The organism is Saccharothrix sp. BKS2 (genome assembly GCF_047689505.1).
In the GTDB taxonomy this organism is placed as follows: Bacteria; Actinomycetota; Actinomycetes; order Mycobacteriales; family Pseudonocardiaceae; genus Actinosynnema; species Actinosynnema lopnurensis.
Genome location: NZ_JAUQOL010000004.1, coordinates 213,134 through 238,101, shown reverse-complemented (window position 1 = coordinate 238,101; position 24,968 = coordinate 213,134). Strand labels below are relative to the sequence as shown.

Sequence of the window (24,968 nt, the reverse complement as noted above, 5' to 3'; positions counted from 1 at the left end):
GGCCTACCCAACAGCGCCACGACGGCCTGGACAGGACCGCGGTAGCCGGAGTGGCGCGTCCCAGGAGCTTGTCGGCACCCGGGGTCAACGCGACCACCACCGAGGCGCCGAAGAAGACGACGAGCCACGTGCCCGCACGCCAACTCACCGGCACAACCGGTTTCCGCCCTGCGCGAACGTCTCACTTGGCCAACCGGCAACGGTCAACCGCGAGTCGTACGTCCACGCCCACCGTGTCGTACGTTCCGGACCCCCGAGTTCAACATTCGCGTCGCTCCGTGCCTGGTCAGCAATTACCCGCCGGTAACCCCGAGGTGGGCGCGAACGTTGAACTCACCCGTCCTGAACGTTCGACACGGTGGGTCTGAACGTACGACTCGCGAGGTCTGGAGGTACGACTCGCGGGGGGAAGTGGAACGGCCCCCGGAGCTGGGCTCCGGGGGCCGTTCTCGGGTGAGGTGACCTGTGTGGTCAGAGCTCGACGGTCGTGCCGCCCGCGGCCGCGATCTTGTCGACCGCGCTGCCGGAGAACTTGTTGGCGACGACATCGACCTTGACGCCGTTGAGGTCGCCGTTGCCGAGGACCTTCACCAGCTGGTTCTTGCGGACCAGGCCGGCGTTGATCAGGGCGTCCACGTCCACCCGACCACCGTCGGGGAACAGGCGCGCGATGTCGCCCACGTTCACCACCTGGTACTCGGTGCGGAACGGGTTGCGGAAGCCCTTCAGCTTCGGCAGCCGCATGTGCAGCGGCATCTGGCCACCCTCGAAGCGCGGCGAGACGTTCTTCCGCGCGCCGGTACCCTTGGTGCCTCGGCCCGCGGTCTTGCCCTTGGAGCCCTCACCGCGACCCACACGGGTCTTCGCGGTCTTGGCGCCGGGGGCCGGACGCAGGTCGTGGATCTTGATGGTCACGACTGGACCTCCTCGACGACCACCAGGTGGCGCACGGCGTGGATCAGGCCGCGGACCTGCGGCGTGTCCTCGCGGACCACCGACTGGCGGATCTTGCGCAACCCGAGGGTCCGGAGGGACTCACGGTGGTTGTGCTTGGTACCGATGCTGCTCTTGACCTGGGTCACCTTGAGCTGAGCCACGTCAGACCCCCGCCCCTGCGCGAGCGCGCAGCATGCCGGCGGGCGCCACGTCCTCCAGGGGGAGGCCGCGGCGCGCGGCCACCTCCTCCGGACGCTGGAGGCCCTTCAGGGCGGCCACGGTGGCGTGCACGATGTTGATGGCGTTGTCGGAGCCCAGCGACTTGCTCAGCACGTCGTGGACACCGGCGCACTCCAGCACCGCGCGGACCGCGCCACCGGCGATGACGCCGGTACCGGCCGAAGCCGGACGCAGCAGCACGACACCGGCCGCCTTCTCGCCCTGCACCGGGTGGGGGATCGTGCCCGCGATGCGGGGGACGCGGAAGAAGTTCTTCTTCGCCTCCTCCACACCCTTGGCGATCGCCGCCGGCACTTCCTTGGCCTTGCCGTAGCCGACACCGACCATGCCGTCGCCGTCACCGACCACGACGAGGGCGGTGAAGCTGAACCGACGACCACCCTTCACGACCTTGGAGACGCGGTTGATCGCAACCACGCGCTCCAGGTGCGGGGTCTTCTCCTGGGCCGCGCCGCCGCGGCCGCCGTCACGACGGTCGCGACGCTCACCGCGCTCGCCTCCGCCGCCTTCGCGACGCGTGCGTCCTGGCATCAGGCGTCCCTCTCAATTCCGAAGATGTGCATTGTCAGAACTCCAGCCCCGCCTCACGGGCGGCATCGGCCAGAGCCGCGATCCGGCCGTGGTAGGCGTTGCCGCCCCGGTCGAACACGACCTTGGAGACACCGGCCTCCTTCGCGCGGGCGGCGACCAACTGGCCGACCTTCGCCGCACGGGCCTTCTTGTCGCCGTCGACCGCCCGGACGTCTGCCTCCACCGAGGAGGCGGCCGCCAGGGTGTGGCCCGCGAGGTCGTCGATCAGCTGCACGGAGATGTGCTTCGACGACCGGTGCACCGCCAGGCGCGGACGCTCCGCGGTGCCGCTGACCTTCTTGCGGAGGCGGAAGTGACGGCGGGTCTTGGCGACGCGGCGGGTGGTCGAGATGTCCTTGCCCACCGGCTTCCGCCCCGAAGAGACGGACTTCGTTGCAGTCTCGCTCATGTCACTTACCCGTCTTTCCGACCTTGCGGCGGATCTTCTCGCCCGCGTACCGCACGCCCTTGCCCTTGTACGGGTCGGGCTTGCGCAGCTTGCGGATGTTGGCGGCGACTTCGCCCACGAGCTGCTTGTCGATGCCGGCCACGGAGAAGCGGGTGGGGGTCTCCACCGCGAAGGTGATGCCCTCGGGGGCCTCGACCTTCACCGGGTGGCTGTAGCCCAGCGCGAACTCCAGGTCGGAGCCCTTGAGCGCCACGCGGTAGCCGACGCCGTGGATCTCCATCTTCTTCTCGTAGCCCTGCGTCACGCCGACGACCATGTTCTGCACCAGCGTGCGGGACAGGCCGTGGAGCGAGCGGCTGCGGCGCTCGTCGTTCGGGCGCTTGACCTCGAGGGTGCCGTCCTCGGCCTTCTCGATGATGATCGGCTCGGCGATGGTCAGCGACAGGGTGCCCTTCGGCCCCTTGACGTTGACCTCCCGGCCCGCGATGTTCACGTCGACCCCGGAGGGGACGGTGATCGGCAACTTCCCGATGCGCGACATGCCTGGTCCCCCTCCCTTACCAGACGTAGGCGAGGACTTCGCCGCCCACGCCGGACTTGTTGGCCTGACGGTCGGTCATGAGACCGCCAGAGGTCGAGATGATCGCGACGCCCAGACCACCGAGGACCTTCGGCAGGTTGGTCGACTTCGCGTAGACGCGCAGACCGGGCTTCGACACGCGGCGGAGGCCGGCGATGCTGCGCTCCCGGTTCGGGCCGTACTTCAGCTCGATCACCAGGTTCTTGGCAACCTCGCCCTGCTCATCGCCGTAGCTCGCGATGTAGCCCTCGCGCTTGAGGATCTCGGCGATGTTGGCCTTCAACTTCGAGTGCGGCATCACGACCTTGTCGTGGTAAGCCGAGTTCGCGTTCCGCAGACGCGTCAACATGTCTGCGATCGGGTCGGTCATCGTCATGGTGACCTGGTCAACCTTTCTCGCTGCGGTTCCCCAGTCAGGGTCCGCGGCTCGGTGCGGGTGTCCCGCGGGAGCCGGGTCGTGAGCGGGCCTACAGCGAAGTGGAGTGAGAAAAAAACCTGCCGCCGTGCTGGGACTACCAGCTGGACTTGCTCACACCGGGCAGCTCGCCCCGGTGGGCCATCTCACGGAGGCAGATCCGGCACAGGCCGAACTTGCGGAACACCGAGTGCGGGCGCCCGCAGCGCTGGCAGCGGGTGTAGCCCCGCACCTTGAACTTCGGCTTGGCCGCGGCCTTGTTGATCAGCGCCTTCTTGGCCATGTCAGTTCTCCCTGAACGGGAAGCCCAGGAGCTTCAGCAGCGCCCGGCCCTCCTCGTCGTTCGTGGCGGTGGTGACGACCGTGATGTCCATGCCGCGGGGGCGGTCGATGGCGTCCGGGTCGATCTCGTGGAACATCGACTGCTCGTTGAGACCGAACGTGTAGTTCCCGTTGCCGTCGAACTGCTTGCCCGACAGGCCGCGGAAGTCACGGATTCGCGGGAGGGCGATCGTCAGCAGCCGGTCCAGGAACTCCCACATGCGGTCGCCGCGCAGCGTGACGCGCGCGCCGATCGGCATGCCCTCGCGCAGCTTGAACTGCGCGATGGACTTGCGGGCCCGACGGACCTCGGGGCGCTGACCGGTGATGATCGCCAGGTCGCGCACGGCGCCCTCGATCAGCTTGCCGTCGCGGGCGGCGTCGCCGACACCCATGTTCACGACGACCTTCACCACGCCGGGGGTCTGCATGACGTTGGCGTACTCGAACTGCTTGCGCAGCTCGGCCGCGATCTCCTCGCGGTACCGCGTCTTGAGCCGCGGCGTGGTCTTCTCTGCGGTGGTCATCAGATGTCCTTCCCGTTACGACGGGAAATGCGGACCCGCTTGCCCTCGTCGTTCGTCCGGTAACCAACGCGGGTCGGCTTGCCGTCCGAGTCGACCACCATCACGTTGGACACGTGGATGGGGGCCTCCTGGGTCACGATGCCGCCCGACTGCGCGCCGCGCTGGGTCTGCGTGATCCGGGTGTGCTTCTTGATGCGGTTGACGCCCTCGACCAGGACCCGGTTGTCGGCGGGGTAGGCCTGGATGACCTTGCCCCGCGCGCCCTTGTCCTTGCCGGCGATGACCACGACGGTGTCGCCCTTCTTGACCTTCATGGTCAGAGCACCTCCGGCGCCAACGAGATGATCTTCATGAACTTCTTGTCGCGCAGCTCGCGACCGACCGGGCCGAAGATGCGGGTGCCGCGCGGCTCGTTGTCGTTCTTGATCAGCACCGCGGCGTTCTCGTCGAACCGGATGTACGAGCCGTCGGGACGGCGCTTCTCCTTGACGGTGCGGACGACGACGGCCTTGACCACGTCGCCCTTCTTCACGCCGGCACCGGGGATGGCCTGCTTCACCGTCGCGACGATGATGTCCCCGATACCCGCGTAGCGGCGGCCGGAGCCACCGAGAACACGGATGCAAAGGATTTCCTTCGCACCGGTGTTGTCGGCGACGCGCAGCCGCGACTCCTGCTGGATCACTTACTTCTCCTGACCATTCCTGGCCCGCCAGATTTCCGACCTGACGGGCTCGGTCTTACAGCTCTACTTGGCCTTCTCGAGGACCTCGACGAGGCGCCACCGCTTGGTCGCCGACAGCGGCCGGGTCTCCATCAGCAGGACGCGGTCGCCGACACCGGCGGTGTTCTGCTCGTCGTGCGCCTTCACCTTGGTGGTGGAGCGCATGACCTTGGAGTAGCGGCGGTGCTTCTTGCGGTCCTCGACCGCGACGACGATCGTCTTGTCCATCTTGTCGGACACGACGTAGCCCTCGCGGACCTTGCGGTCGTTGCGCGACTCGGTCCCGGTCACTTCGTTGCTCTCGCTCATGCCGCACCCTCACCAGTGGAAACCGCGTCGGGAGAGGACGACAGGCCCAGCTCCCGCTCCCGCATCACGGTGTAGACCCGGGCGATCTCGTTCCGGACCGTCCGCAGGCGGCGGTTGTTGTCGAGCTGCCCGGTGGCCATCTGGAAGCGGAGGTTGAACAGCTCCTCCTTCGCCTCCCTCAGGCGCAGCACGAGCTCTTCCTCGGTGAGCTCACGCAGCTCGGAAGCGGTGGTACCCGCTGCCATCAGAACTCACCACCCTCACGCGTGACGATGCGGCACTTCATCGGGAGCTTGTGGATCGCGCGGCGGAGCGCCTCGCGGGCCACGGCCTCGTTCGGGAAGCTCATCTCGAAGAGCACCCGACCCGGCTTGACGTTGGCCACCCACCACTCCGGGGAGCCCTTGCCGGAACCCATGCGGGTCTCGGCGGGCTTCTTGGTCAGCGGGCGGTCCGGGAAGATGTTGATCCAGACCTTGCCACCACGGCGGATGTGCCGGGTGATGGCGATACGAGCCGACTCGATCTGCCGGTTGGTCACGTAGGCCGGCTCCAGCGCCTGGATGCCGAACTCACCGAAGGTGACCCTCGTACCGCCCTTGGCAGCACCGGACCGACCGGGGTGGTGCTGCTTGCGGTGCTTGACCCTGCGCGGGATGAGCACTACTCAGCCCTCCGTCTTCGCGACGTCCGGGGCGTTGCTCGCGGCAACGTCACCGGTCGTCTGGTCACTGGCCTGCGCGGCGCGTCCCGCCTCGGTGCTCGTCGCGGTGGTGCCGCTGGCACCGGAACGACGGGCCCGGTTCGGGCGCTCACCGCGGTCGCGCCGCGGCGCGCGCTCGGCCGACGGTGCGGCGTCGCGCTCGCGCTTGGCGGAGATGCCGCCGACCACGTCGCCCTTGTAGATCCACACCTTCACGCCGATCCGGCCGAACGTGGTGCGGGCCTCGAAGAAGCCGTAGTCGATGTCGGCGCGCAGCGTGTGCAGCGGCACCCGACCGTCGCGGTAGTGCTCCGAGCGGGACATCTCGGCGCCGCCGAGACGGCCGCCGCACTGCACGCGGATGCCCTTGACCTGCGGCGAGCGCATGGCCGACTGGATCGCCTTGCGCATCGCGCGGCGGAAGGCCACGCGGTTGGACAGCTGCTCCGCCACGCCCTGCGCGACGAGCTGCGCGTCCGACTCGGGGCTCTTCACCTCGAGGATGTTGAGCTGCACCTGCTTCTTGGTGAGCTTCTCCAGCTCACCGCGGATGCGGTCGGCCTCGGCGCCGCGGCGACCGATGACGATGCCCGGCCGGGCGGTGTGGATGTCGACGCGGACCCGGTCACGGGTGCGCTCGATCTCCACCTTGGAAATGCCGGCACGCTCCATGCCCTTCGAGAGCAGCTTCCGGATCTTGACATCCTCGGCCACGTACTCGGCGTACTGCTTGTCGGCGTACCAGCGGGACTTCCAGTCGGTGGTGATCCCCAGCCGGAAGCCGTGCGGGTTGATCTTCTGGCCCACTACCGGTTCCCCTTCGCGCTGGTCTTCTTGGGACGGCTCTCCACCTCGACGGTGATGTGGCTCGTCCGCTTGCGGATCCGGTAAGCGCGGCCCTGGGCGCGCGGGCGGAACCGCTTGAGGGTCGGACCCTCGTCCACGTAGACCTTCGACACCCACAGGGTGTCGGGGTCGAGGGACAGGTTGTTCTCGGCGTTGGCCACGGCGCTCGCGAGCACCTTGCGGACCGGCTCAGATGCCGCCTGCGGCGCGAACTGGAGCACGGCCAGGGCCTCGCTGGCGCTACGACCCCTGATGAGCTCGACGACGCGACGCACCTTCATCGGCGTGTCGCGGACGTAGCGAGCCCGAGCCACGGCGCGCGGGAGCTCCGGCGCTTCGGCTTCGTTGCGGGCGTTCATCGCTGCTTCCCCTTGCTCTTCCTCTAGTTCGTCGCCTTAACGGCGGCGCGACTTCCGGTCGTCCTTGATGTGACCCTTGAACGTGCGGGTCGGGGCGAATTCGCCGAGCTTGTGCCCGACCATCGCCTCCGTGACGAACACCGGCACGTGCTTGCGGCCGTCGTGCACCGCGATCGTGTGGCCCAGCATGTCGGGGATGATCGTCGACCGGCGGGACCAGGTCTTGATGACGGTCTTCTTGCCCGACTCGTTGAGGACGTCCACCTTCTTGAGCAGGTGGTCGTCCACGAAGGGGCCCTTCTTAAGGCTGCGAGGCATCCTTCACTCCCTCCCTGCTCAGCGCTTCTTACCGGTGCGACGACGCCGGACGATGAGCTTGTCGCTTGGCTTGTTGCGGCGGCGCGTGCGGCCCTCGGGCTTACCGGCCGGGTTCACCGGGTGGCGACCACCGGAGGTCTTGCCCTCACCACCACCGTGCGGGTGGTCGACCGGGTTCATGGCGACACCGCGGACGGTGGGCTTCCGACCCTTCCAGCGCATGCGGCCGGCCTTGCCCCAGTTGATGTTCTGGTGCTCGGCGTTGCCGACCTCGCCGACCGTGGCGCGGCACCGGACGTCCACGTTGCGGATCTCGCCCGAGGGCATCCGCAGCTGGGCGTAGGGGCCGTCCTTGGCCACGAGCTGCACGCTGGCGCCGGCCGAGCGGGCGATCTTCGCGCCGCCGCCCGGGCGGAGCTCGATCGCGTGGATGACCGTGCCGACCGGGATGTTGCGCAGCGGCAGGTTGTTGCCCGGCTTGATGTCGGCCTTGGGGCCGTTCTCGATCCGGTCGCCCTGCTGCAGCTTCGACGGCGCGATGATGTAGCGCTTCTCGCCGTCGGCGTAGTGCAGCAGCGCGATGCGCGCGGTGCGGTTGGGGTCGTACTCGATGTGCGCGACCTTGGCCGGCACGCCGTCCTTGTCGGTGCGGCGGAAGTCGATCAGGCGGTACGCCCGCTTGTGACCGCCGCCCTTGTGTCGGGTGGTGATCTTGCCCGACGCGTTGCGGCCACCGCGGCCGTGCAGCGGGCGGATCAGCGACTTCTCCGGCGTCGACCGAGTGATCTCGGCGAAGTCGGAGACGCTCGCACCGCGACGACCCGGAGTCGTCGGCTTGTACTTGCGAATGCCCATCTCTACGCAGTCCTCGTCGTCATCAGGCGGCCGGGCCGCCGAAGATCTCGATCGGCTTGCTCTCGGCGGACAGCGTCACGATGGCGCGCTTGGTGTCCTTGCGCTTGCCGTAGCCCGTCCGGGTGCGCTTGCGCTTGCCCTGGCGGTTGATCGTGTTGACGCTGACGACCTTGACGCCGAAGACCTTCTCCACGGCGATCTTGATCTGGGTCTTGTTCGAGCCGGGAGCCACCACGAAGGTGTACTTGTTCTCCTCCAGGAGCCCGTAGGACTTCTCGGAGATGACCGGCGCGAGCAGGATGTCCCTGTGGTCGGGGATCACTTGGCGGCCTCCTCGTCCACGTCGGACGCGGTGGCGGTCGCCTCGGCGGAGCCCTTGCCCTGCTGGGCCTTGCTCGCCAGGAAGACGTCGAGCGCGTCCTTGGTGAACACCACGTCGTCGTTGACCAGCACGTCGTAGGTGTTCAGCTGGTCGGGGGCGATGATGTGCACGTGCGGGAGGTTCCGCAGGCTCACCCAGGAGACCTCGTCGGTCCGCAGCAGCACCGCGAGCACGCGGCGGGCCTGCGTGACCGTCTCCAGCACCTTGCGGGCCGACTTGGTCGACGGGGCGTCGCCCGCGACGAAGCCGCTCACCACGTGCACCTGGCCGGCGCGCGCCCGGTCGGAGAGGGCACCGCGCAGGGCGGCGGCCTTCATCTTCTTGGGGGTGCGCTGCGAGTAGTCGCGCGGCTGCGGGCCGTGCACGACGCCACCACCGGCGAACTGCGGCGCGCGGGTCGAGCCCTGGCGGGCCCGGCCGGTGCCCTTCTGGCGGTACGGCTTCTTGCCACCGCCGGACACCTCGCCGCGGGTCTTCGTGGAGTGCGTGCCCTGGCGGGCCGCGGCCAGCTGGGCCACGACGACCTGGTGCAGCAGCGCCACGTTGGCCTGCGCGTCGAAGACTGCCGAGGGCAGCTCGACGGAGCCGTCGGTCGCGCCCTCCGGGGTGCGGATCTCAACGGAAGTCATGATCAGGCACCACCCTTCGCAGCGGTCTTGATGAACACGGTGCCGCCCTTGGGACCGGGAACCGCGCCCTTGATGAGCAGCAGCCCGGTCTCGGCGTCGACGCCGTGCACCTTGAGGTTCTGGGTGGTCACGCGGACGTGACCCATGCGGCCCGCCATGCGCAGGCCCTTGAACACGCGGCCGGGCGTGGCGCACCCGCCGATGGAACCGGGCGAGCGGTGCTTGCGCTGGGTGCCGTGGCTGGCGCCGAGGCCCTTGAAGCCGTGGCGCTTCATGACACCCGCGGTGCCCTTGCCCTTGCTGGTGCCGACCACGTCGACCACAGCGCCGGCCTCGAACACCTCGGCGGTGATCTCCTGGCCGACCGTGTACTCGGAAGCGTCCGTGGTGCGCAGCTCCGCCAGGTGGCGGCGCGGCGTCACGCCGGCCTTGGCGTAGTGGCCCGCGACAGGCTTGTTCACCTTGCGCGGGTCGATGGCGCCGAAGGCCAGCTGCACGGCCGAGTAGCCGTCGTTCTCCTGGGTCCGAACCTGGGTGACCACGTTCGGCTCGGCCTTGACGACGGTCACCGGGACGACCCGGTTGTTCTCGTCGAAGACCTGAGTCATGCCGAGCTTGGTGCCCAGGAGGCCCTTAACCTGCCTGTCAGACATGAGTCTCTTTGCTCTCCGCCCCAAAAGGGATCAACACTGCCGCGTCCAACGCTTACTGGATGTTGACGTCGACGCTCGCCGGCAGGTCGATGCGCATGAGCGCGTCCACCGTCTTCGGCGTCGGGTCGAGGATGTCGATCAGACGCTTGTGCGTGCGCATCTCGAAGTGCTCGCGCGAGTCCTTGTACTTGTGCGGCGAGCGGATGACGCAGTAAACGTTCTTCTCGGTGGGCAGCGGCACAGGCCCGACGACCCGAGCGCCGGTGCGCGTCACGGTCTCGACGATCTTGCGCGCGGACGCGTCGATCGCCTCGTGGTCGTAGGCCTTGAGCCGGATGCGGATCTTCTGTCCCGCCATGATGGCTTGCCGTTCCTCTGCTTCTAGTACCGCCGCGGTGCGGGCACCTTTCGCGAGGTCACGGGACCTCCGGCGCGCTCCGCCCCCTATTCAGGACTGACACCGAGCGGTGTCACGGTGCCCGGTCCACGCGGTCGGGCGTGTCGCCCGTCCGGCCATGGCCCGGTCCCACTGATGCAACCCGTGGGATCTTGTCTTGCCCGATCAAACCCCGCTCGCGACGGGGCGGCCGAGTCCAGAACTCGAACCGGCCGCCCCGACGAGCAACCCGTCAATAGTTGCACACGGAGGTGCGCGAACCAAATCCGGGGGTGAGATGTGGAGCTAGATCACTTGATGATCTTGGTGACCGAGCCCGCGCCGACGGTCCGGCCACCCTCGCGGATGGCGAACCGCAGACCCTCGTCCATGGCGATCGGCTGGATCAGCTTCACGGCCATGGAGGTGGTGTCGCCCGGCATGACCATCTCGGTGCCCTCGGGGAGGGTCACGACGCCGGTCACGTCGGTGGTGCGGAAGTAGAACTGCGGGCGGTAGTTGTTGAAGAACGGCGTGTGGCGGCCGCCCTCGTCCTTCGACAGGATGTAGACCTGCGCGTCGAACTCGGTGTGCGGGGTGGTGGTGCCCGGCTTCACGATCACCATGCCGCGCTCCACCTCCTCGCGCTTGATGCCGCGGAGCAGCAGGGCGGCGTTGTCGCCCGCGCGGCCCTCGTCGAGGAACTTCTTGAACATCTCGATCGAGGTGACAGTCGTCTTGCGCGACTGCTCCTTGATGCCGACGATCTCGACTTCCTCGTTGACCTTGATGATGCCGCGCTCGATGCGGCCGGTGACCACGGTGCCGCGGCCGGTGATGGTGAACACGTCCTCGACCGGCATCAGGAACGGCCGGTCAACCTCGCGCTCGGGCTCCGGGATGTTCTCGTCCACGGCGTCCATCAGGCCGATGAGCTTCTCGCCCCACTCGGCGTCGCCCTCCAGCGCCTTCAGCGCGGAGACGCGGACCACCGGCAGGTCGTCACCCGGGAACTCGTACTCGGAGAGCAGCTCGCGGACCTCGAGCTCGACGAGCTCCAGGATCTCCTCGTCGTCCACCATGTCGGCCTTGTTCAGGGCCACCACGATGTAGGGCACACCGACCTGGCGGGCCAGGAGCACGTGCTCCTTGGTCTGCGGCATCGGGCCGTCGGTCGCCGCGACCACCAGGATGGCGCCGTCCATCTGCGCCGCACCGGTGATCATGTTCTTGATGTAGTCGGCGTGACCGGGGCAGTCGACGTGCGCGTAGTGCCGGTTCGCGGTCTGGTACTCGATGTGCGCGATCGAGATGGTGATGCCGCGCTGCTTCTCCTCCGGCGCCTTGTCGATCTGGTCGAACGGCGTGAAGGGGTTCAGGTCCGGGAACTTGTCGTGCAGGACCTTGGAGATGGCAGCCGTCAGCGTCGTCTTACCGTGGTCGATGTGACCGATGGTGCCGATGTTGACGTGCGGCTTCGTCCGCTCGAACTTCGCCTTCGCCACTGGATTGTCCTCCTGGACTCTGTTGCTTAATCCGGCGGGCGGACTGCCGCCCGCCGGATCTCACGTCTGGGTGGTGCGGACCCCAGGGACTCACCCCGGAGAGCCCGCGTGGTGCTGCGGTGCTCCGGTTGGGGTTACTCGCCCGTCGCCTTCGCGATGATCTCCTTCGCGACGTTCGCGGGAACCTCGGCGTAGGAGTCGAACGTCATCGAGTAGTTCGCGCGACCCTGGGTCCTGGACCGCAGGTCGCCGACGTACCCGAACATCTCCGACAGCGGGACCAGTGCCTTGACGACACGGGCGCCGCTGCGCTCCTCCATGGCCTGGATCTGGCCGCGGCGGGAGTTGAGGTCGCCGATCACGTCGCCCATGTAGTCCTCGGGCGTGGTGACCTCGACGGCCATCAGCGGTTCGAGGATCGCCGGGCTCGCCTGGCGAGCGGCTTCCTTGAGCGCCATGGAACCGGCGATCTTGAACGCCATCTCCGACGAGTCGACCTCGTGGTACGCGCCGTCGAGCAGCGTCAGCTTCACGCCGACCAGCGGGTAGCCCGCCAGCACGCCGTACTGCATGGCGTCCTGGGCGCCCGCGTCCACGGACGGGATGTACTCCCGCGGGATGCGACCACCGGTGACCGCGTTGACGAACTCGTAGAGCGCGCCGTCCTCGGTCTTCTCCAGCGGCTCCAGGTCGATGAGGACCTTCGCGAACTGGCCGGAACCACCGGTCTGCTTCTTGTGGGTGTAGGAGTACTTGTCCACCTTGCGGCGGATCGTCTCCCGGTACGCCACCTGGGGCTTGCCGATGTTCGCCTCGACCTTGAACTCGCGGCGCATCCGGTCCACCAGGATGTCCAGGTGGAGCTCGCCCATGCCGGCGATGATCGTCTGGCCGGTCTCCTGGTCCAGGTTGACCCGGAACGTCGGGTCCTCCTCGGCCAGCTTCTGGATCGCGGTGCCCAGCTTCTCCTGGTCGGCCTTCGTCTTCGGCTCGATCGCCACCTGGATGACCGGCTCGGGGAAGGTCATGGACTCCAGCACGATGGGCGACTGCGGGTCGCAGAGCGTCTCACCGGTGGTGGTGTCCTTCAGCCCGATCACGGCGTAGATGTGACCGGCGATGGCCTCGTCGACCGGGTTCTCCTTGTTGGCGTGCATCTGGAAGATCTTCCCGATGCGCTCCTTGCGGTCCTTGGTCGAGTTGATGACCTGGGTGCCCGCGGCGACCTTGCCCGAGTAGACCCGGATGTAGGTCAGCTTGCCGAAGAACGGGTGCGCCGCGATCTTGAACGCCAGGGCCGAGAACGGCTCGTCCGTCGCGGGCTTGCGGAAGGCCGGCGTCTCGCCGTCCTGGAGCGTGCCCTCGACCGGGGGGAGGTCCAGCGGCGCGGGCAGGAAGTCGATCACCGCGTCGAGCATGGGCTGGACGCCCTTGTTCTTGAACGCCGAACCGCAGAGCACCGGGTAGGCGGAGCGGTTCTTGACGATGTCGCGGATGCCCGTCTTGATCTGCTCGACGGTCAGTTCCTCACCGCCCAGGTACAGCTCCATCAGGGCGTCGTCGGTCTCGGCGACGGCCTCGACGAGCGCCTCGCGGTACTCGGCGGCCTTGTCGGCGAGGTCGGCCGGGATCTCCTCGACCGTGTAGTCCTCGCCCTTCTGGACCTCGCCGCGCCAGGTCAGCGCGCGCATCTCCACCAGGTCGACGACGCCGATGAAGTCGCTCTCCGCGCCGATCGGGATCTGGATCGGCAGCGGCTTGGCGCCCAGGCGCTCCTGGATGGTCCGCACGGTGAAGTAGAAGTCCGCACCGAGCTTGTCCATCTTGTTGACGAAGCAGATGCGCGGCACGTCGTACTTGGTCGCCTGCCGCCAGACCTGCTCGGACTGGGGCTCGACGCCCTCCTTGCCGTCGAACACGGCAACGGCGCCGTCGAGGACGCGCAGGTTGCGCTCCACCTCGACGGTGAAGTCGACGTGGCCCGGCGTGTCGATGATGTTGATCTGGTGGTTCTTCCAGAAGCAGGTCGTCGCGGCCGACGTGATCGTGATGCCGCGCTCCTGCTCCTGCTCCATCCAGTCCATCACCGCGGCGCCGTCGTGGACCTCGCCGATCTTGTAGCTGATCCCGGTGTAGAACAGGATCCGCTCGGTCGTCGTGGTCTTGCCCGCGTCGATGTGGGCCATGATCCCGATGTTGCGGACCTTGGCCAGGTCGGTGAGCACATCCTGTGCCACGGGTGTTTCCCCTGTCTTGAGCTAGCTGGGTAGCAGGCTCACTAGGGCTGGGAGAGCCCCGCCGGTCCCGGGGGACCGGCGGGGCGTCACATCACCAGCGGTAGTGGGCGAACGCCTTGTTGGACTCGGCCATCTTGTGCGTGTCCTCGCGGCGCTTGACGCTCGCGCCCAGGCCGTTGCTCGCGTCGAGCAGCTCGTTCATCAGGCGCTCGATCATGGTCTTCTCACGGCGCTGCCGGGAGTAGGTGATCAGCCAGCGCAGGGCGAGCGTGGTCGAGCGACCCGGCTTGACCTCGATGGGCACCTGGTAGGTGGCGCCACCGACGCGGCGGGACTTCACCTCCAGCGCGGGCTTGACGTTGTCCAGAGCGCGCTTGAGCGTGACGACGGGGTCGGTGCCGTTCTTGTCGCGGGCGCCTTCGAGGGCGCCGTACACGATCCGCTCGGCCACAGAGCGCTTGCCGTCGACCAGCACCTTGTTGATGAGCTGGGTCACCAGCGGAGAGCTGTAGACCGGGTCGGAGATCAGCGGCCGCTTCGGGGCCGGTCCCTTGCGGGGCATCAGCTCTTCTCCTTCTTCGCGCCGTACCGGCTGCGAGCCTGCTTGCGGTTCTTCACGCCCTGCGTGTCGAGGGAGCCGCGGATGATCTTGTAGCGGACACCCGGGAGGTCCTTCACACGACCGCCGCGGACGAGCACCATCGAGTGCTCCTGGAGGTTGTGGCCCTCACCGGGGATGTAGGCCGTGACCTCGATGCCGCTCGTCAGCTTCACGCGGGCGACCTTGCGCAGCGCCGAGTTCGGCTTCTTGGGCGTGGTCGTGTAGACGCGGGTGCACACACCGCGCCGCTGCGGGCTGCCCTTGAGCGCCGCGGTCTTCTGCTTGGCGACCTTGTCCTGCCGGCCCTTGCGGACCAGCTGCTGGATCGTTGGCATACGCCGGCTGCTTCTTCCGTTCGCGTGCTCGTCGCATGGGCGGCGAGCTCTGTTTACCTGGTCCCTCTCTGCACCCGAGGTCGGGCGTGTCGCGCCACTGGCGGTGAGGCCGGGCGGATCAAGCACCAACTCCAGGTCCGCAAGCGACATCCCAGGATGCCCCTGCGCGTGGAGGTCACCGCGGCCGGCTTTCCAGCACCACTGGCGCGTAGGCACGCGGAGCGGCCCGACATGGGTCGGGCACGAGTACCAAAGATACCCCGGCCGGTTCCCGAGGGTCAAAACGGATGCCACTCGCCCTTGACAGCCTCACCCCCCTCAACGCCGCCGGCCCCGCGCGCATTCCCGTCCGGGGCGTGACGTCCCGCACTCCGCCCAGGTCAGCCCCGGTGGGGTGATCGTCGGCCCCGCACCGGCCCACCGGGCACACTGAACGGGTGAACTCCGATCTCGTCGCGGGCATGGCCGCGCTGGTGGGGCCCGCCGCCGAGCCCGAGGTGCTCGCGGTGCGCGGCGACGTCGTGGTGGTCCGGGTCGGGGACGTGGTGCTGAAGGCCCACGAGGCCGGGACGGACCCCGTCGAGCTGGCCGGCCGGCTGCGCCTGGCCGCCGACCCGCGCCTGGCCGGCCTCCTGCTGCCGCCGCTGCTGGGGCCCGAGGTCGTGGCGGGGCGCGTGGTGTCCGGGTGGCCCCGGGGGACGCCGGTGCCGCAGAGCGAGCCGGAGGACCTGCCCATGGAGGCGGCCGGGCGGATGCTGGCCGAGCTGCACCGGTTCGCGGCCGCCGACTTCGCGCCGCCCGTGCCGGCGGCGGGCGCGTGGCCGCGGATGCGGCGCGCGGTGCGGGAGCTGACCCTCGACACGCCGGCCGCCGACCTGGTCCGCCGGGCGTTCGCGACCCTGCCCGGCACCCACTCCCCCGGCACCCACTCCCCCGGCACCCACTCCCCCGGCACCCACTCCCCCGGCACCCACTCCCCCGGCACCCGGGCAGCGGGCACCGGAGCGGCGGGCGGCCGGGCGGCGGGCACCGCGACGGCGGGCGACTGGACGGCGGACCACCCGGCCGCAGCCGACCCGATCACGGACCACCCCACCACGGGCGACCCCCTGCCGGGCACGACGCTGATCCACGGCGACTGGCACCTGGGCCAGCTCGTGCGGCGGGACGGGGGGTACCGGCTGATCGACGTGGACGACCTGGGGGTGGGCGACCCGGCGTGGGACCTGGCCCGGCCGGCCGCGCTGCACCTGGTGGGCGTGCTCGACGAGGTGGCCTGGGGCCGGTTGCTCGGGGCCTACCTCGGGGCGGGCGGCACGGGCGTGCCGCGCGACGACCCGTGGTCGGCGCTGGAGGTGCCGGCCCGCGCGCTGGTGGTGCAGATGGCAGCGCGCGCCCTGACCGCGGCGGAGCGTGACGGCACGGAGCTGAACGACGCCCAGGATGCCCTGTTGGCGGCTTGCGCTCGCATCGTCTCGACGCACGAACCGATGCGGCGTGGCTAATATCGGACACATCGCGTCAAGAGCAGGAGGCTCACACGATGCAGTGCCCCAAGTGTCACGGGAATATGCGCACGTTCGACCGCATGGGCGTGCACATCGAACAGTGCGACGGCTGCCGCGGGGTCTTCCTCGACTACGGCGAGCTGGAGTCCATCACCCGGCTGGAGCAGCAGATGGCCCCGCCCCCGCCGCCCGTCGCACCCGCGCCCGCTCCTCAGCAGGTGCACTACGTGCAGCAGCCGCCCCCGCCCGCGTGGGGCTACGGCGGCGGCGGCGGCCACTACGGGCACCGCAAGCACCGCGGCCTGGGCGGGCTGTTCTTCTCGTCCTGACCCGAACCGGTGGTGGTCCCGTGCGCGGGACCACCACCGTGGTTGTCACTGGTCAGGAGCAGGGCGATACTCGGCGGTAACCGAGGAGGACCCTGATGTCCGTCGCCACCGAAGCCGCCCGGATCCGGGACCTGTTCGAGCAGGTCCAGGAGATCCAGGAGGTCGCCTCCAGCCTGTCGGAGGACGACGAGCGCCGGCTCAAGCTGAACGGCGTGGTGGCGAAGGCCCTGCGCGGCGCGCCCCCGGTGCGCCCCGTGGTCGCGGGCGAGCTGCTGGCGCTGACGGAGAAGACGGTGAAGGCGTGGGCGCGCGAGGGCGTGCTCGCGGTCCACAGCCGGGAGCCGCGGCTGCTCCTGGACCCCACCCGCCTGCACGAGGTGCTGCACGTGGTCGCGGACCTGCGCCGGGCGGGCCGGGCACGCGGCCTGCTGGACGAGGTGCACCGCAGGCTGGGCGACCAGGCGCCGCCGACGCGCCTCACCCTGCCCCAGCTCCGCCCCCACCCCTGAAACCCGCGCGAGTCGTACGTCCAGGACCACCGTGTCGTACGTCCAGGACCCCCGAGTTCAACGTTCAGGACCCCCACACGCGAGAAGGCCCCCGGAGCACGAGGCTCCGGGGGCCTTCTTCAGCTGACTACGGCCTTCAGCGGTAGTCGCGGCCGAAGTCGTAGTCGTCCAGCGGCACCGCGGCGCCGGTACCCGTGCCGAAGACGTCCGGCGTGTAGTAGCCGTCGTCGTAGCTCGGGATCGCGTACGCCGCCGCACGCGCCTCCTCGGTCGGCTGCACCTGGATGTTCCGGTACCGGTTGATGCCGGTGCCGGCCGGGATCAGCTTGCCGATGATCACGTTCTCCTTCAGGCCGATCAGCTTGTCCGACCGGCCGTTGATGGCGGCGTCGGTCAGGACTCGCGTGGTCTCCTGGAAGGAGGCCGCGGACAGCCACGAGTCGGTCGCGAGCGACGCCTTCGTGATGCCCATCAGCACCGGACGGCCGGCCGCGGGCTCGCCGCCCTCGGCCACCACGGCCCGGTTGCCCGACTCGAAGTCCGCGCGCTCGACCAGCGAGCCCGGCAGGAACTCGGTCGCACCCGAGTCGATGATCGTCACCCGGCGCAGCATCTGCCGGACGATGACCTCGATGTGCTTGTCGTGGATCGCCACGCCCTGGGCCCGGTAGACCTTCTGGACCTCCTGCACCAGGTGCAGCTGGGCCTCGCGCGGCCCCATCACGCGCAGCACCTCGTGCGGGTCGGGCGTGCCCTCCAGCAGCTGCTGGCCGACGGCCACGTGGTCGCCGTCCTGGAGCGGGCCGGTGACCGTGTTCGCGAGCCGCTGGCGCTTGGACAGCTTCTCGAAGATGATCTCCTCGGACCCGTCGTCCGGGATGAGGGTGATCTTCCAGAACCGGTCGCCGTCCTCGATGCGGACCCGGCCGTCGACGTCCGCGATGGGCGCCTTGCCCTTCGGCACACGAGCCTCGAAGAGCTCCTGCACGCGGGGCAGACCCGTCGTGATGTCGTCGCCGGCCACACCACCCTGGTGGAAGGTGCGCATGGTCAGCTGGGTGCCGGGCTCACCGATCGACTGGGCGGCGACGATGCCGACGGCCTCGCCGACGTCGACCAGCTTGCCGGTCGCCATCGAGCGGCCGTAGCAGGACGCGCACACGCCGACCGCGGACTCGCAGGTCAGCACCGAGCGGACCTTGACCCTGGTCACCCCGGCCTCGACGAGCGTCGCCAGCGCCGGGTCGCCCAGGTCGTCACCGCGGTTGAGGACGACGTTGCCGCCGCCGTCGGTGATGTCCTCCGCGATGGTCCGGGCGTACACGGAGGTCTGCGCGAACTCGTGCAGCACCACCTTGTCGCCGAGCCGCTCGCCCACGGTCATGTTCACGCCGCGCGTGGTGCCGCAGTCGATCTCGCGGATGATGACGTCCTGCGAGACGTCCACCAGACGACGGGTCAGGTACCCCGAGTCGGCGGTCCGCAGCGCGGTGTCGGCCAGGCCCTTGCGGGCGCCGTGCGTGGCGATGAAGTACTCCAGCACCGACAGGCCCTCGCGGAACGAGCTCTTGATCGGCCGCGGGATGTACTCGCCCTTGGGGTTGGTCACCAGACCGCGCATACCGGCCAGCGACCGCACCTGGGTCATGTTGCCCGCCGCCCCGGACGCCACGATCATGCGGATCGAGTTGTCCTCGGGGAAGTTGGCCTCCATGACCTCGGCGACCTCTTCGGTGGCCTTGGTCCACACCTTGACCAGCTCGTTGTTGCGCTCCGTGTGGGAGAGCTGACCGCGCTGGTAGCGCTTCTCGACCGCGTCCGCGAGCTTCTCGTACTCGTCGAGGATGCCCTGCTTGGCCTCCGGCACGAGCACGTCGGAGATCGCGACGGTCACGCCCGAGCGGGTGGCCCAGTAGAAGCCGGCGTCCTTCAGCTTGTCCAGCGTCCGGGCGACGGTGACCATCGGGTACCGCTCGGCGAGGTCGTTGATGACCATGGCCTGCCGCTTCTTCGGCATGACCTCGTTCAGGAACGGGTAGTCCTGCGGCAGCACCTCGTTGAACAGCACCCGGCCCAGGGTGGTCTGGGCCAGCCACGGCTGACCGGGCTCCCAGCCCTCCGGCTCCTGGCCCTTCGGCGGGTTCTTGTCCGAGATGCGGATCTTGCACATGGCCTGGAGACCCAGGGCCTTGCGGTCGAACGCCATCTGCGCCTCGGCCGGCGAGGAGAACGCGTGGCCCTCGCCGAGGTCGTCCTCCTTGTGCCGGGTCAGGTGGTACAGGCCGGTCACCATGTCCAGTCGCGGCATGGCCAGCGGCTTGCCCGACGCGGGCGAGAGGATGTTGTTCGACGACAGCATCAGCACGCGCGCCTCGGCCTGCGCCTCGGCGGACAGCGGCAGGTGGACCGCCATCTGGTCACCGTCGAAGTCGGCGTTGAACGCCTCGCAGACGAGCGGGTGCAGCTGGATGGCCTTGCCCTCGACCAGCTGCGGCTCGAACGCCTGGATGCCGAGGCGGTGCAGCGTGGGCGCGCGGTTGAGCAGCACCGGGTGCTCGGTGATGACCTCTTCGAGCACGTCCCACACGGCCGGGCGGGCGCGCTCGACCATGCGCTTGGCCGACTTGATGTTCTGCGCGTGGTTGAGGTCCACCAGGCGCTTCATCACGAACGGCTTGAACAGCTCCAGCGCCATCTGCTTGGGCAGGCCGCACTGGTGCAGCTTCAGCTGCGGGCCGACCACGATGACCGAACGGCCGGAGTAGTCGACGCGCTTGCCGAGCAGGTTCTGGCGGAACCGGCCCTGCTTGCCCTTCAGCAGGTCGGACAGCGACTTGAGCGGCCGGTTGCCCGGACCCGTCACCGGCCGGCCCCGGCGGCCGTTGTCGAACAGCGCGTCGACGGCCTCCTGGAGCATCCGCTTCTCGTTGTTGACGATGATCTCGGGCGCGCCGAGGTCGATCAGCCGCTTGAGGCGGTTGTTGCGGTTGATGACGCGGCGGTACAGGTCGTTCAGGTCGGAGGTCGCGAAGCGGCCACCGTCGAGCTGCACCATCGGGCGCAGGTCCGGCGGGATGACCGGCACGCAGTCCAGCACCATGCCCTGCGGGTTGTTGCGGGTCGCCTGGAAGGCGGCCACGACCTTCAGCCGCTTGAGGGCGCGCAGCTTCTTCTGGCCCTTGCCGCTGCGGATGGTCTCGCGCAGGACGTCGGCCTCGGCGTCCACGTCGTAGTCACCCAGCAGCTTCTGGATGGCCTCGGCGCCCATGGCGCCGGTGAAGTAGTCGCCGTAGCGGTCGTACAGCTCGCGGTAGAGCAGCTCGTCCGCGATCAGCTGGGCCTTGTCCAGCTTGGTGAAGGTGGACCAGATCTCGTCGAGGCGGTCCAGCTCGCGCTGGGCGCGGTCGCGGAGCTGCCGCATCTCGCGCTCGCCGCCCTCCTTGACCTTGCGGCGGACGTCGGACTTGGCGCCCTCGGCCTCCAGCTCGGCCAGGTCGGCTTCCAGCTTCTGCGCACGCGCCTCGACGTCGGCGTCGCGCTTGTTCTCCACGCGCTTGCGCTCGACCTGCATCTCGCTGTCGAGCGTCGGCAGGTCGTTGTGGCGCAGCTCCGCGTTGACGCCCACGATGACGTAGGCGGCGAAGTAGATGATCTTCTCGAGGTCCTTCGGGGCCAGGTCGAGCAGGTAGCCCAACCGGCTCGGGACGCCCTTGAAGTACCAGATGTGGGTGACCGGCGCGGCCAGTTCGATGTGGCCCATGCGCTCGCGGCGCACCTTGGCGCGGGTCACCTCGACGCCGCAGCGCTCGCAGATGATGCCCTTGAAGCGCACCCGCTTGTACTTGCCGCAGTAGCACTCCCAGTCCCGGGTGGGACCGAAGATCTTCTCGCAGAACAAGCCGTCCTTCTCCGGCTTGAGCGTGCGGTAGTTGATGGTCTCGGGCTTCTTGACCTCGCCGAAGGACCACTGGCGGATGTCGTCCGCGGTCGCGAGACCGATGCGGAGCTCATCGAAGAAGTTGACGTCGAGCACGTCTACTCTCTTCCCCTTTTTTGTTCGGTGCTGCTTGGGGTGCTGGCGGCTGGGTCACCGAGGGGGGACGCGGGAGGCGTCCCCCCTCGGTGACCGGCGGGGAACTAGTTGACGACGTCGTCCACGGACGGCGACTCGGACCTCGACAGGTTGATGCCGAGGTTCGCGGCCGCGCGCTCCAGGTCTTCGTCGTCACCGTCGCGCATCTCGATCGCGGCGCCGTCCGAGGACAGCACCTCGACGTTGAGGCACAGCGACTGCAGCTCCTTGAGCAGCACCTTGAAGGACTCCGGGATACCCGGTTCCGGGATGTTCTCGCCCTTGACGATGGCCTCGTAGACCTTCACGCGGCCCAGCACGTCGTCGGACTTGATGGTCAACAGCTCCTGCAGCGTGTAGGCCGCGCCGTACGCCTGCATCGCCCAGCACTCCATCTCACCGAAGCGCTGGCCACCGAACTGCGCCTTACCGCCCAGCGGCTGCTGCGTGATCATCGAGTACGGACCGGTCGAACGGGCGTGGATCTTGTCGTCGACCAGGTGCAGCAGCTTCAGGATGTACATGTAGCCGACCGACACCGGGAAGGGGTACGGCTCGCCGCTGCGCCCGTCGAAGAGCTGCGCCTTGCCGTTCTCCTTGACCATCCGCTCGCCGTCGCGGTTCGGGACCGTCGAGCCGAGCAGTCCCGTGATCTCGTCCTCGCGAGCGCCGTCGAAGACCGGGGTGGCGGTCTTCGTGCCGGGCTCGACGTCCATCAGCTCCTCGGGCAGGTTCTTCGCCCAGTCCGGGTCGCCGTTGATGCTCCAGCCCTGCTTGGCGATCCACCCGAGGTGGGTCTCCAGCACCTGGCCGATGTTCATACGACGGGGCACGCCGTGCGTGTTCAGCACGATGTCGACCGGGGTGCCGTCCTCGAGGAACGGCATGTCCTCGACCGGGAGGATCTTGCCGATGACGCCCTTGTTGCCGTGGCGGCCGGCGAGCTTGTCGCCGTCCTGGATCTTGCGCTTCTGGGCGACGTAGACGCGGACCAGCTCGTTCACGCCCGGGGGCAGCTCGTCGTCGTCCTCGCGGCTGAACACGCGGATGCCGATGACCTTGCCGTACTCGCCGTGCGGCACCTTCAGCGACGTGTCGCGCACCTCGCGGGCCTTCTCGCCGAAGATCGCGCGCAGCAGGCGCTCCTCCGGGGTCAGCTCGGTCTCGCCCTTCGGGGTGACCTTGCCGACCAGGATGTCGCCCGGCTGGACCTCGGCGCCGATGCGGATGATGCCGCGCTCGTCGAGGTCGGCCAGGACCTCCTCGGAGACGTTCGGGATGTCCCGGGTGATCTCCTCGGCGCCCAGCTTGGTGTCCCGCGCGTCGATCTCGTGCTCCTCGATGTGGATCGAGGTCAGGACGTCGTCCTGCACGAGGCGCTGCGACAGGATGATCGCGTCCTCGTAGTTGTGGCCCTCCCACGGCATGATCGCGACGAGCAGGTTCTTGCCCAGCGCCATCTCGCCGTTCTCGGTGCACGGGCCGTCGGCCAGCACCTGGCCGTGGTGCACCCGGTCGCCCTCGTTCACGATGGGCTTCTGGTTGATGCAGGTGCCCTGGTTCGAGCGGCGGAACTTGTGCAGGCCGTAGGTCTGCCGCGAGCCGTCGTCGGCCATGACCGTGACGTAGTCGGCGGAGATCTCCTCGACCACACCGGTCTTCTTGGCCACCACGACGTCACCGGCGTCGACCGCGGCGCGCAGCTCCATGCCCGTGCCGACCAGCGGCGACTCGCTGCGCAGCAGCGGCACCGCCTGGCGCTGCATGTTGGCGCCCATCAGGGCGCGGTTGGCGTCGTCGTGCTCCAGGAAGGGGATCATGGCGGTCGCGGCCGACACCATCTGGCGCGGCGAGACGTCCATGTAGTCGACGTCGCGCGGGTCGATCATCTCGACCTCGCCGCCCTTCTTGCGGACCAGGACCTTCTCCTCGAGGAAGTTGCCCTCGATGTCGATCTTGGCGTTCGCCTGGGCCTTGACGTACCGGTCCTCCTCGTCCGCGGTCAGGTAGTCGACCTGGTCGGTGACCCGACCGTCGACGACCTTGCGGTACGGCGTCTCGATGAAGCCGAACGGGTTGACCCGCCCGTAGGAGGACAGCGAGCCGATCAGGCCGATGTTCGGGCCTTCCGGCGTCTCGATCGGGCACATGCGGCCGTAGTGCGACGGGTGGACGTCGCGGACCTCCATGCCGGCCCGCTCACGGGACAGACCGCCGGGACCCAGCGCCGACAGGCGGCGCTTGTGGGTCAGACCCGCGAGCGGGTTCGTCTGGTCCATGAACTGCGACAGCTGGGAGGTGCCGAAGAACTCCTTGATCGCCGCCACCACGGGGCGGATGTTGATCAGGGTCTGCGGCGTGATGGCCTCGACGTCCTGGGTCGTCATGCGCTCGCGCACGACGCGCTCCATGCGGGACAGGCCGACCCGGATCTGGTTCTGGATCAGCTCGCCGACGGTGCGCAGGCGGCGGTTGCCGAAGTGGTCGATGTCGTCGACCTCGACCGGCACCTCCATCTCGCCCGGCTGCATGTTCGTCTCACCGGCGTGCAGGCGGACCAGGTACTCGATCGTCGTGACGATGTCGTCCTCGGTCAGCACGCCCTTGGCGATCGGGAGGTCCAGGCCCAGCTTCTTGTTGACCTTGTACCGGCCGACCTTGGCGAGGTCGTAGCGCTTGTCCTTGAAGAACAGGTTCTCCAGGAGGGCCTGCGCGGACTCCTTCGTCGGCGGCTCGCCCGGGCGCAGCTTGCGGTAGATGTCGAGCAGCGCCTCGTCGGTACCCGCGGTGTGGTCCTTCTCCAGCGTCGTCAGCAGCGTCTCGGAGAACGAGAAGCGCTCGCGGATCTGCTCGGTGCTCCACCCCAGCGCCTTCAGCAGCACGGTGACCGGCTGCCGGCGCTTGCGGTCGATCCGGACGCCGACGGTGTCGCGCTTGTCGACGTCGAACTCCAGCCAGGCACCCCGGGACGGGATGATCTTGACGCTGAAGACGTCCTTGTCGGTCGTCTTGTCGATCGCCGTGTCGAAGTAGACACCCGGCGAGCGGACGAGCTGGGACACCACCACGCGCTCGGTGCCGTTGATGATGAACGTGCCCTTGTCCGTCATCATCGGGAAGTCACCCATGAACACCGTCTGGCTCTTGATCTCGCCGGTGGTGTGGTTGGTGAACTCCGCCGTGACGAACAGCGGGGCCGCGTACGTCATGTCCTTGTCCTTGCACTCCTCGACGGAGGCCTTGACCTCGTCGAAGCGCGGGTCGGAGAAGGAGAGCGACATCGAGCCGGAGAAGTCTTCGATCGGGGAGATCTCGTTCAGGACCTCCTCGAGGCCGCCGGTGGGGGCCTCGTCACCCTCGTCGACGCGGCGCTGGAACCACGCCTCGTCGCCGGTGAGCCATTCGAACGACTGGATCTGCAGGTCGAGCAGGTTGGGCGTCTGAAGCGGTTCGTGGATCTTCGCGAAAGAGACTCGCTTCGGCGCTCCGGGAATCCCCGACGTGGAGTTGGTCGCAGCAGTGGCCTTGGTCGCGCGAGAGATCGCCAAGATGCGTCCTTCCAGGGACAGGTAGCTGGCTAGTCAGCGGAACTAGCACGGCTGTCAAGGGTGCGGCGATGCCCGGCAATCCAGCTCTCGGCGAAGGGCAAACGGAAAGAGGGCAGCGCAAAGGGGCAGTCTAGCCGCGCGCACGCCAACTGTCGAGAGGCACGTGGAAGGA

Annotated in this window: 30 protein-coding genes; 3 read left to right on the top strand and 27 right to left on the bottom strand. The window is 68.6% G+C overall.

Annotated elements, in window-relative coordinates; genetic code table 11:
* Window positions 1-471: 471 nt before the first annotated feature.
* From rplO to rpsL, 25 genes are all read right to left on the bottom strand, one after another.
* A complete protein-coding gene (gene rplO / locus Q5530_RS09785; RefSeq protein WP_380634300.1) occupies window positions 472-915 on the bottom strand; it encodes a 50S ribosomal protein L15 in 444 nt (147 codons plus the stop codon).
* Window positions 912-1,097, bottom strand: a complete 186-nt coding sequence (rpmD, locus tag Q5530_RS09780; RefSeq protein ID WP_033428588.1) for a 50S ribosomal protein L30 — start codon at window positions 1,095-1,097, stop codon at window positions 912-914. Before rpmD ends, rplO begins: the two co-directional genes overlap by 4 nt.
* A 1-nt stretch (window position 1,098) precedes the next feature.
* Complete coding sequence (gene rpsE, locus Q5530_RS09775) at window positions 1,099-1,707, bottom strand: 30S ribosomal protein S5 (protein ID WP_037330379.1); 609 nt, start codon at window positions 1,705-1,707, stop codon at window positions 1,099-1,101.
* A 34-nt stretch (window positions 1,708-1,741) separates the two neighbouring features.
* On the bottom strand, window positions 1,742-2,155 hold the full coding sequence (gene rplR, locus Q5530_RS09770; protein ID WP_415361870.1) for a 50S ribosomal protein L18: 414 nt from the start codon (window positions 2,153-2,155) through the stop codon (window positions 1,742-1,744).
* A gap of 1 nt (window position 2,156) precedes the next feature.
* The gene (gene rplF, locus Q5530_RS09765; protein ID WP_380634302.1) at window positions 2,157-2,696 is read right to left on the bottom strand and encodes a 50S ribosomal protein L6; all 540 of its coding nucleotides are present in this window, start codon (window positions 2,694-2,696) and stop codon (window positions 2,157-2,159) included.
* A 16-nt stretch (window positions 2,697-2,712) separates the two neighbouring features.
* On the bottom strand, window positions 2,713-3,111 hold the full coding sequence (rpsH, locus tag Q5530_RS09760) for a 30S ribosomal protein S8 (protein WP_344036131.1): 399 nt from the start codon (window positions 3,109-3,111) through the stop codon (window positions 2,713-2,715).
* Window positions 3,112-3,247: 136 nt separating this feature from the next.
* Window positions 3,248-3,433 (bottom strand): type Z 30S ribosomal protein S14, encoded by a 186-nt coding sequence (locus Q5530_RS09755; protein ID WP_053715226.1) that lies wholly within the window; start codon window positions 3,431-3,433, stop codon window positions 3,248-3,250.
* Between the two features lies 1 nt (window position 3,434).
* Window positions 3,435-3,998 (bottom strand): 50S ribosomal protein L5, encoded by a 564-nt coding sequence (gene rplE, locus Q5530_RS09750; protein WP_380634304.1) that lies wholly within the window; start codon window positions 3,996-3,998, stop codon window positions 3,435-3,437.
* Complete coding sequence (gene rplX, locus Q5530_RS09745) at window positions 3,998-4,312, bottom strand: 50S ribosomal protein L24 (RefSeq protein WP_344036135.1); 315 nt, start codon at window positions 4,310-4,312, stop codon at window positions 3,998-4,000. Before rplX ends, rplE begins: the two co-directional genes overlap by 1 nt.
* A gap of 2 nt (window positions 4,313-4,314) precedes the next feature.
* Window positions 4,315-4,683, bottom strand: a complete 369-nt coding sequence (rplN, locus tag Q5530_RS09740; protein ID WP_015805282.1) for a 50S ribosomal protein L14 — start codon at window positions 4,681-4,683, stop codon at window positions 4,315-4,317.
* Window positions 4,684-4,746: 63 nt separating this feature from the next.
* Complete coding sequence (gene rpsQ / locus Q5530_RS09735) at window positions 4,747-5,031, bottom strand: 30S ribosomal protein S17 (protein ID WP_380634305.1); 285 nt, start codon at window positions 5,029-5,031, stop codon at window positions 4,747-4,749.
* Window positions 5,028-5,276 carry a 50S ribosomal protein L29 gene (gene rpmC / locus Q5530_RS09730; RefSeq protein ID WP_380634307.1) on the bottom strand — a complete coding sequence of 83 codons (249 nt, stop codon included), beginning with the start codon at window positions 5,274-5,276 and terminating at the stop codon, window positions 5,028-5,030. The genes rpsQ and rpmC overlap by 4 nt, the downstream gene beginning before the upstream one ends.
* Window positions 5,276-5,695 carry a 50S ribosomal protein L16 gene (gene rplP / locus Q5530_RS09725; protein WP_033436719.1) on the bottom strand — a complete coding sequence of 140 codons (420 nt, stop codon included), beginning with the start codon at window positions 5,693-5,695 and terminating at the stop codon, window positions 5,276-5,278. The genes rpmC and rplP overlap by 1 nt, the downstream gene beginning before the upstream one ends.
* Window positions 5,696-5,698: 3 nt before the next feature.
* Window positions 5,699-6,541: a 30S ribosomal protein S3 gene (rpsC, locus tag Q5530_RS09720; protein ID WP_344036139.1), complete on the bottom strand. Its 843-nt coding sequence runs from the start codon at window positions 6,539-6,541 to the stop codon at window positions 5,699-5,701.
* A complete protein-coding gene (rplV, locus tag Q5530_RS09715) occupies window positions 6,541-6,939 on the bottom strand; it encodes a 50S ribosomal protein L22 (RefSeq protein WP_344036140.1) in 399 nt (132 codons plus the stop codon). Before rplV ends, rpsC begins: the two co-directional genes overlap by 1 nt.
* Window positions 6,940-6,975: 36 nt before the next feature.
* On the bottom strand, window positions 6,976-7,257 hold the full coding sequence (rpsS, locus tag Q5530_RS09710) for a 30S ribosomal protein S19 (protein WP_015105260.1): 282 nt from the start codon (window positions 7,255-7,257) through the stop codon (window positions 6,976-6,978).
* Window positions 7,258-7,275: 18 nt separating this feature from the next.
* Window positions 7,276-8,112, bottom strand: a complete 837-nt coding sequence (gene rplB, locus Q5530_RS09705) for a 50S ribosomal protein L2 (protein WP_380634309.1) — start codon at window positions 8,110-8,112, stop codon at window positions 7,276-7,278.
* Between the two features lie 22 nt (window positions 8,113-8,134).
* Entirely contained in the window at window positions 8,135-8,434 is a 300-nt protein-coding gene (rplW, locus tag Q5530_RS09700; protein WP_073885918.1) for a 50S ribosomal protein L23, read from the bottom strand.
* Window positions 8,431-9,123 (bottom strand): 50S ribosomal protein L4, encoded by a 693-nt coding sequence (gene rplD / locus Q5530_RS09695; protein ID WP_380634311.1) that lies wholly within the window; start codon window positions 9,121-9,123, stop codon window positions 8,431-8,433. Before rplD ends, rplW begins: the two co-directional genes overlap by 4 nt.
* 2 nt (window positions 9,124-9,125) lie before the next feature.
* Window positions 9,126-9,776: a 50S ribosomal protein L3 gene (gene rplC, locus Q5530_RS09690; protein WP_380634312.1), complete on the bottom strand. Its 651-nt coding sequence runs from the start codon at window positions 9,774-9,776 to the stop codon at window positions 9,126-9,128.
* A gap of 52 nt (window positions 9,777-9,828) precedes the next feature.
* Window positions 9,829-10,134, bottom strand: coding sequence for a 30S ribosomal protein S10 (gene rpsJ / locus Q5530_RS09685; RefSeq protein ID WP_003938093.1), 306 nt, complete (start codon window positions 10,132-10,134; stop codon window positions 9,829-9,831).
* Window positions 10,135-10,463: 329 nt separating this feature from the next.
* Window positions 10,464-11,657: an elongation factor Tu gene (gene tuf, locus Q5530_RS09680; protein WP_380634313.1), complete on the bottom strand. Its 1,194-nt coding sequence runs from the start codon at window positions 11,655-11,657 to the stop codon at window positions 10,464-10,466.
* Between the two features lie 134 nt (window positions 11,658-11,791).
* Complete coding sequence (gene fusA, locus Q5530_RS09675; protein WP_415361869.1) at window positions 11,792-13,894, bottom strand: elongation factor G; 2,103 nt, start codon at window positions 13,892-13,894, stop codon at window positions 11,792-11,794.
* 91 nt (window positions 13,895-13,985) lie between these two features.
* Window positions 13,986-14,456, bottom strand: a complete 471-nt coding sequence (rpsG, locus tag Q5530_RS09670; RefSeq protein ID WP_415361868.1) for a 30S ribosomal protein S7 — start codon at window positions 14,454-14,456, stop codon at window positions 13,986-13,988.
* The gene (gene rpsL / locus Q5530_RS09665) at window positions 14,456-14,830 is read right to left on the bottom strand and encodes a 30S ribosomal protein S12 (protein WP_030473471.1); all 375 of its coding nucleotides are present in this window, start codon (window positions 14,828-14,830) and stop codon (window positions 14,456-14,458) included. Before rpsL ends, rpsG begins: the two co-directional genes overlap by 1 nt.
* Before the next feature lie 437 nt (window positions 14,831-15,267).
* Between rpsL and Q5530_RS09660 the strand changes: the two genes are divergently transcribed.
* From Q5530_RS09660 to Q5530_RS09650, 3 genes are all read left to right on the top strand, one after another.
* Window positions 15,268-16,335: a phosphotransferase family protein gene (locus tag Q5530_RS09660; protein WP_415361867.1), complete on the top strand. Its 1,068-nt coding sequence runs from the start codon at window positions 15,268-15,270 to the stop codon at window positions 16,333-16,335.
* Between the two features lie 38 nt (window positions 16,336-16,373).
* Window positions 16,374-16,667 (top strand): zf-TFIIB domain-containing protein, encoded by a 294-nt coding sequence (locus Q5530_RS09655; protein WP_415361866.1) that lies wholly within the window; start codon window positions 16,374-16,376, stop codon window positions 16,665-16,667.
* A gap of 95 nt (window positions 16,668-16,762) precedes the next feature.
* On the top strand, window positions 16,763-17,176 hold the full coding sequence (locus tag Q5530_RS09650; RefSeq protein ID WP_415361865.1) for a hypothetical protein: 414 nt from the start codon (window positions 16,763-16,765) through the stop codon (window positions 17,174-17,176).
* 136 nt (window positions 17,177-17,312) lie between these two features.
* Here Q5530_RS09650 and Q5530_RS09645 read toward each other — a convergent pair whose 3' ends face one another.
* Window positions 17,313-21,209: a DNA-directed RNA polymerase subunit beta' gene (locus tag Q5530_RS09645; RefSeq protein WP_415361864.1), complete on the bottom strand. Its 3,897-nt coding sequence runs from the start codon at window positions 21,207-21,209 to the stop codon at window positions 17,313-17,315.
* A 104-nt stretch (window positions 21,210-21,313) separates the two neighbouring features.
* Window positions 21,314-24,796, bottom strand: coding sequence for a DNA-directed RNA polymerase subunit beta (gene rpoB, locus Q5530_RS09640; RefSeq protein ID WP_415361863.1), 3,483 nt, complete (start codon window positions 24,794-24,796; stop codon window positions 21,314-21,316).
* Between the last annotated feature and the right edge of the window lie 172 nt (window positions 24,797-24,968).

Excerpts from the sequence above, each read along its gene's own strand:
- rplC (WP_380634312.1), bottom strand. The coding sequence starts at position 9,776 with ATGTCTGACAGGCAGGTTAAGGGCCTCCTGGGCACCAAGCTCGGCATG.
- rplR (WP_415361870.1), bottom strand. The coding sequence starts at position 2,155 with ATGAGCGAGACTGCAACGAAGTCCGTCTCTTCGGGGCGGAAGCCGGTG.
- rpsQ (WP_380634305.1), bottom strand. The coding sequence starts at position 5,031 with ATGAGCGAGAGCAACGAAGTGACCGGGACCGAGTCGCGCAACGACCGC.
- rpsG (WP_415361868.1), bottom strand. The coding sequence starts at position 14,456 with ATGCCCCGCAAGGGACCGGCCCCGAAGCGGCCGCTGATCTCCGACCCG.
- Q5530_RS09755 (WP_053715226.1), bottom strand. The coding sequence starts at position 3,433 with ATGGCCAAGAAGGCGCTGATCAACAAGGCCGCGGCCAAGCCGAAGTTC.
- rplB (WP_380634309.1), bottom strand. The coding sequence starts at position 8,112 with ATGGGCATTCGCAAGTACAAGCCGACGACTCCGGGTCGTCGCGGTGCG.
- rpsL (WP_030473471.1), bottom strand. The coding sequence starts at position 14,830 with ATGCCAACGATCCAGCAGCTGGTCCGCAAGGGCCGGCAGGACAAGGTC.
- rplE (WP_380634304.1), bottom strand. The coding sequence starts at position 3,998 with ATGACCACCGCAGAGAAGACCACGCCGCGGCTCAAGACGCGGTACCGC.
- rpsJ (WP_003938093.1), bottom strand. The coding sequence starts at position 10,134 with ATGGCGGGACAGAAGATCCGCATCCGGCTCAAGGCCTACGACCACGAG.
- rpsS (WP_015105260.1), bottom strand. The coding sequence starts at position 7,257 with ATGCCTCGCAGCCTTAAGAAGGGCCCCTTCGTGGACGACCACCTGCTC.
- rpmC (WP_380634307.1), bottom strand. The coding sequence starts at position 5,276 with ATGGCAGCGGGTACCACCGCTTCCGAGCTGCGTGAGCTCACCGAGGAA.
- rplD (WP_380634311.1), bottom strand. The coding sequence starts at position 9,123 with ATGACTTCCGTTGAGATCCGCACCCCGGAGGGCGCGACCGACGGCTCC.
- rpsH (WP_344036131.1), bottom strand. The coding sequence starts at position 3,111 with ATGACGATGACCGACCCGATCGCAGACATGTTGACGCGTCTGCGGAAC.
- rplF (WP_380634302.1), bottom strand. The coding sequence starts at position 2,696 with ATGTCGCGCATCGGGAAGTTGCCGATCACCGTCCCCTCCGGGGTCGAC.
- Q5530_RS09650 (WP_415361865.1), top strand. The coding sequence starts at position 16,763 with ATGTCCGTCGCCACCGAAGCCGCCCGGATCCGGGACCTGTTCGAGCAG.
- rpsE (WP_037330379.1), bottom strand. The coding sequence starts at position 1,707 with ATGCCAGGACGCACGCGTCGCGAAGGCGGCGGAGGCGAGCGCGGTGAG.
- Q5530_RS09655 (WP_415361866.1), top strand. The coding sequence starts at position 16,374 with ATGCAGTGCCCCAAGTGTCACGGGAATATGCGCACGTTCGACCGCATG.
- rplV (WP_344036140.1), bottom strand. The coding sequence starts at position 6,939 with ATGAACGCCCGCAACGAAGCCGAAGCGCCGGAGCTCCCGCGCGCCGTG.
- rplX (WP_344036135.1), bottom strand. The coding sequence starts at position 4,312 with ATGAAGGTCAAGAAGGGCGACACCGTCGTGGTCATCGCCGGCAAGGAC.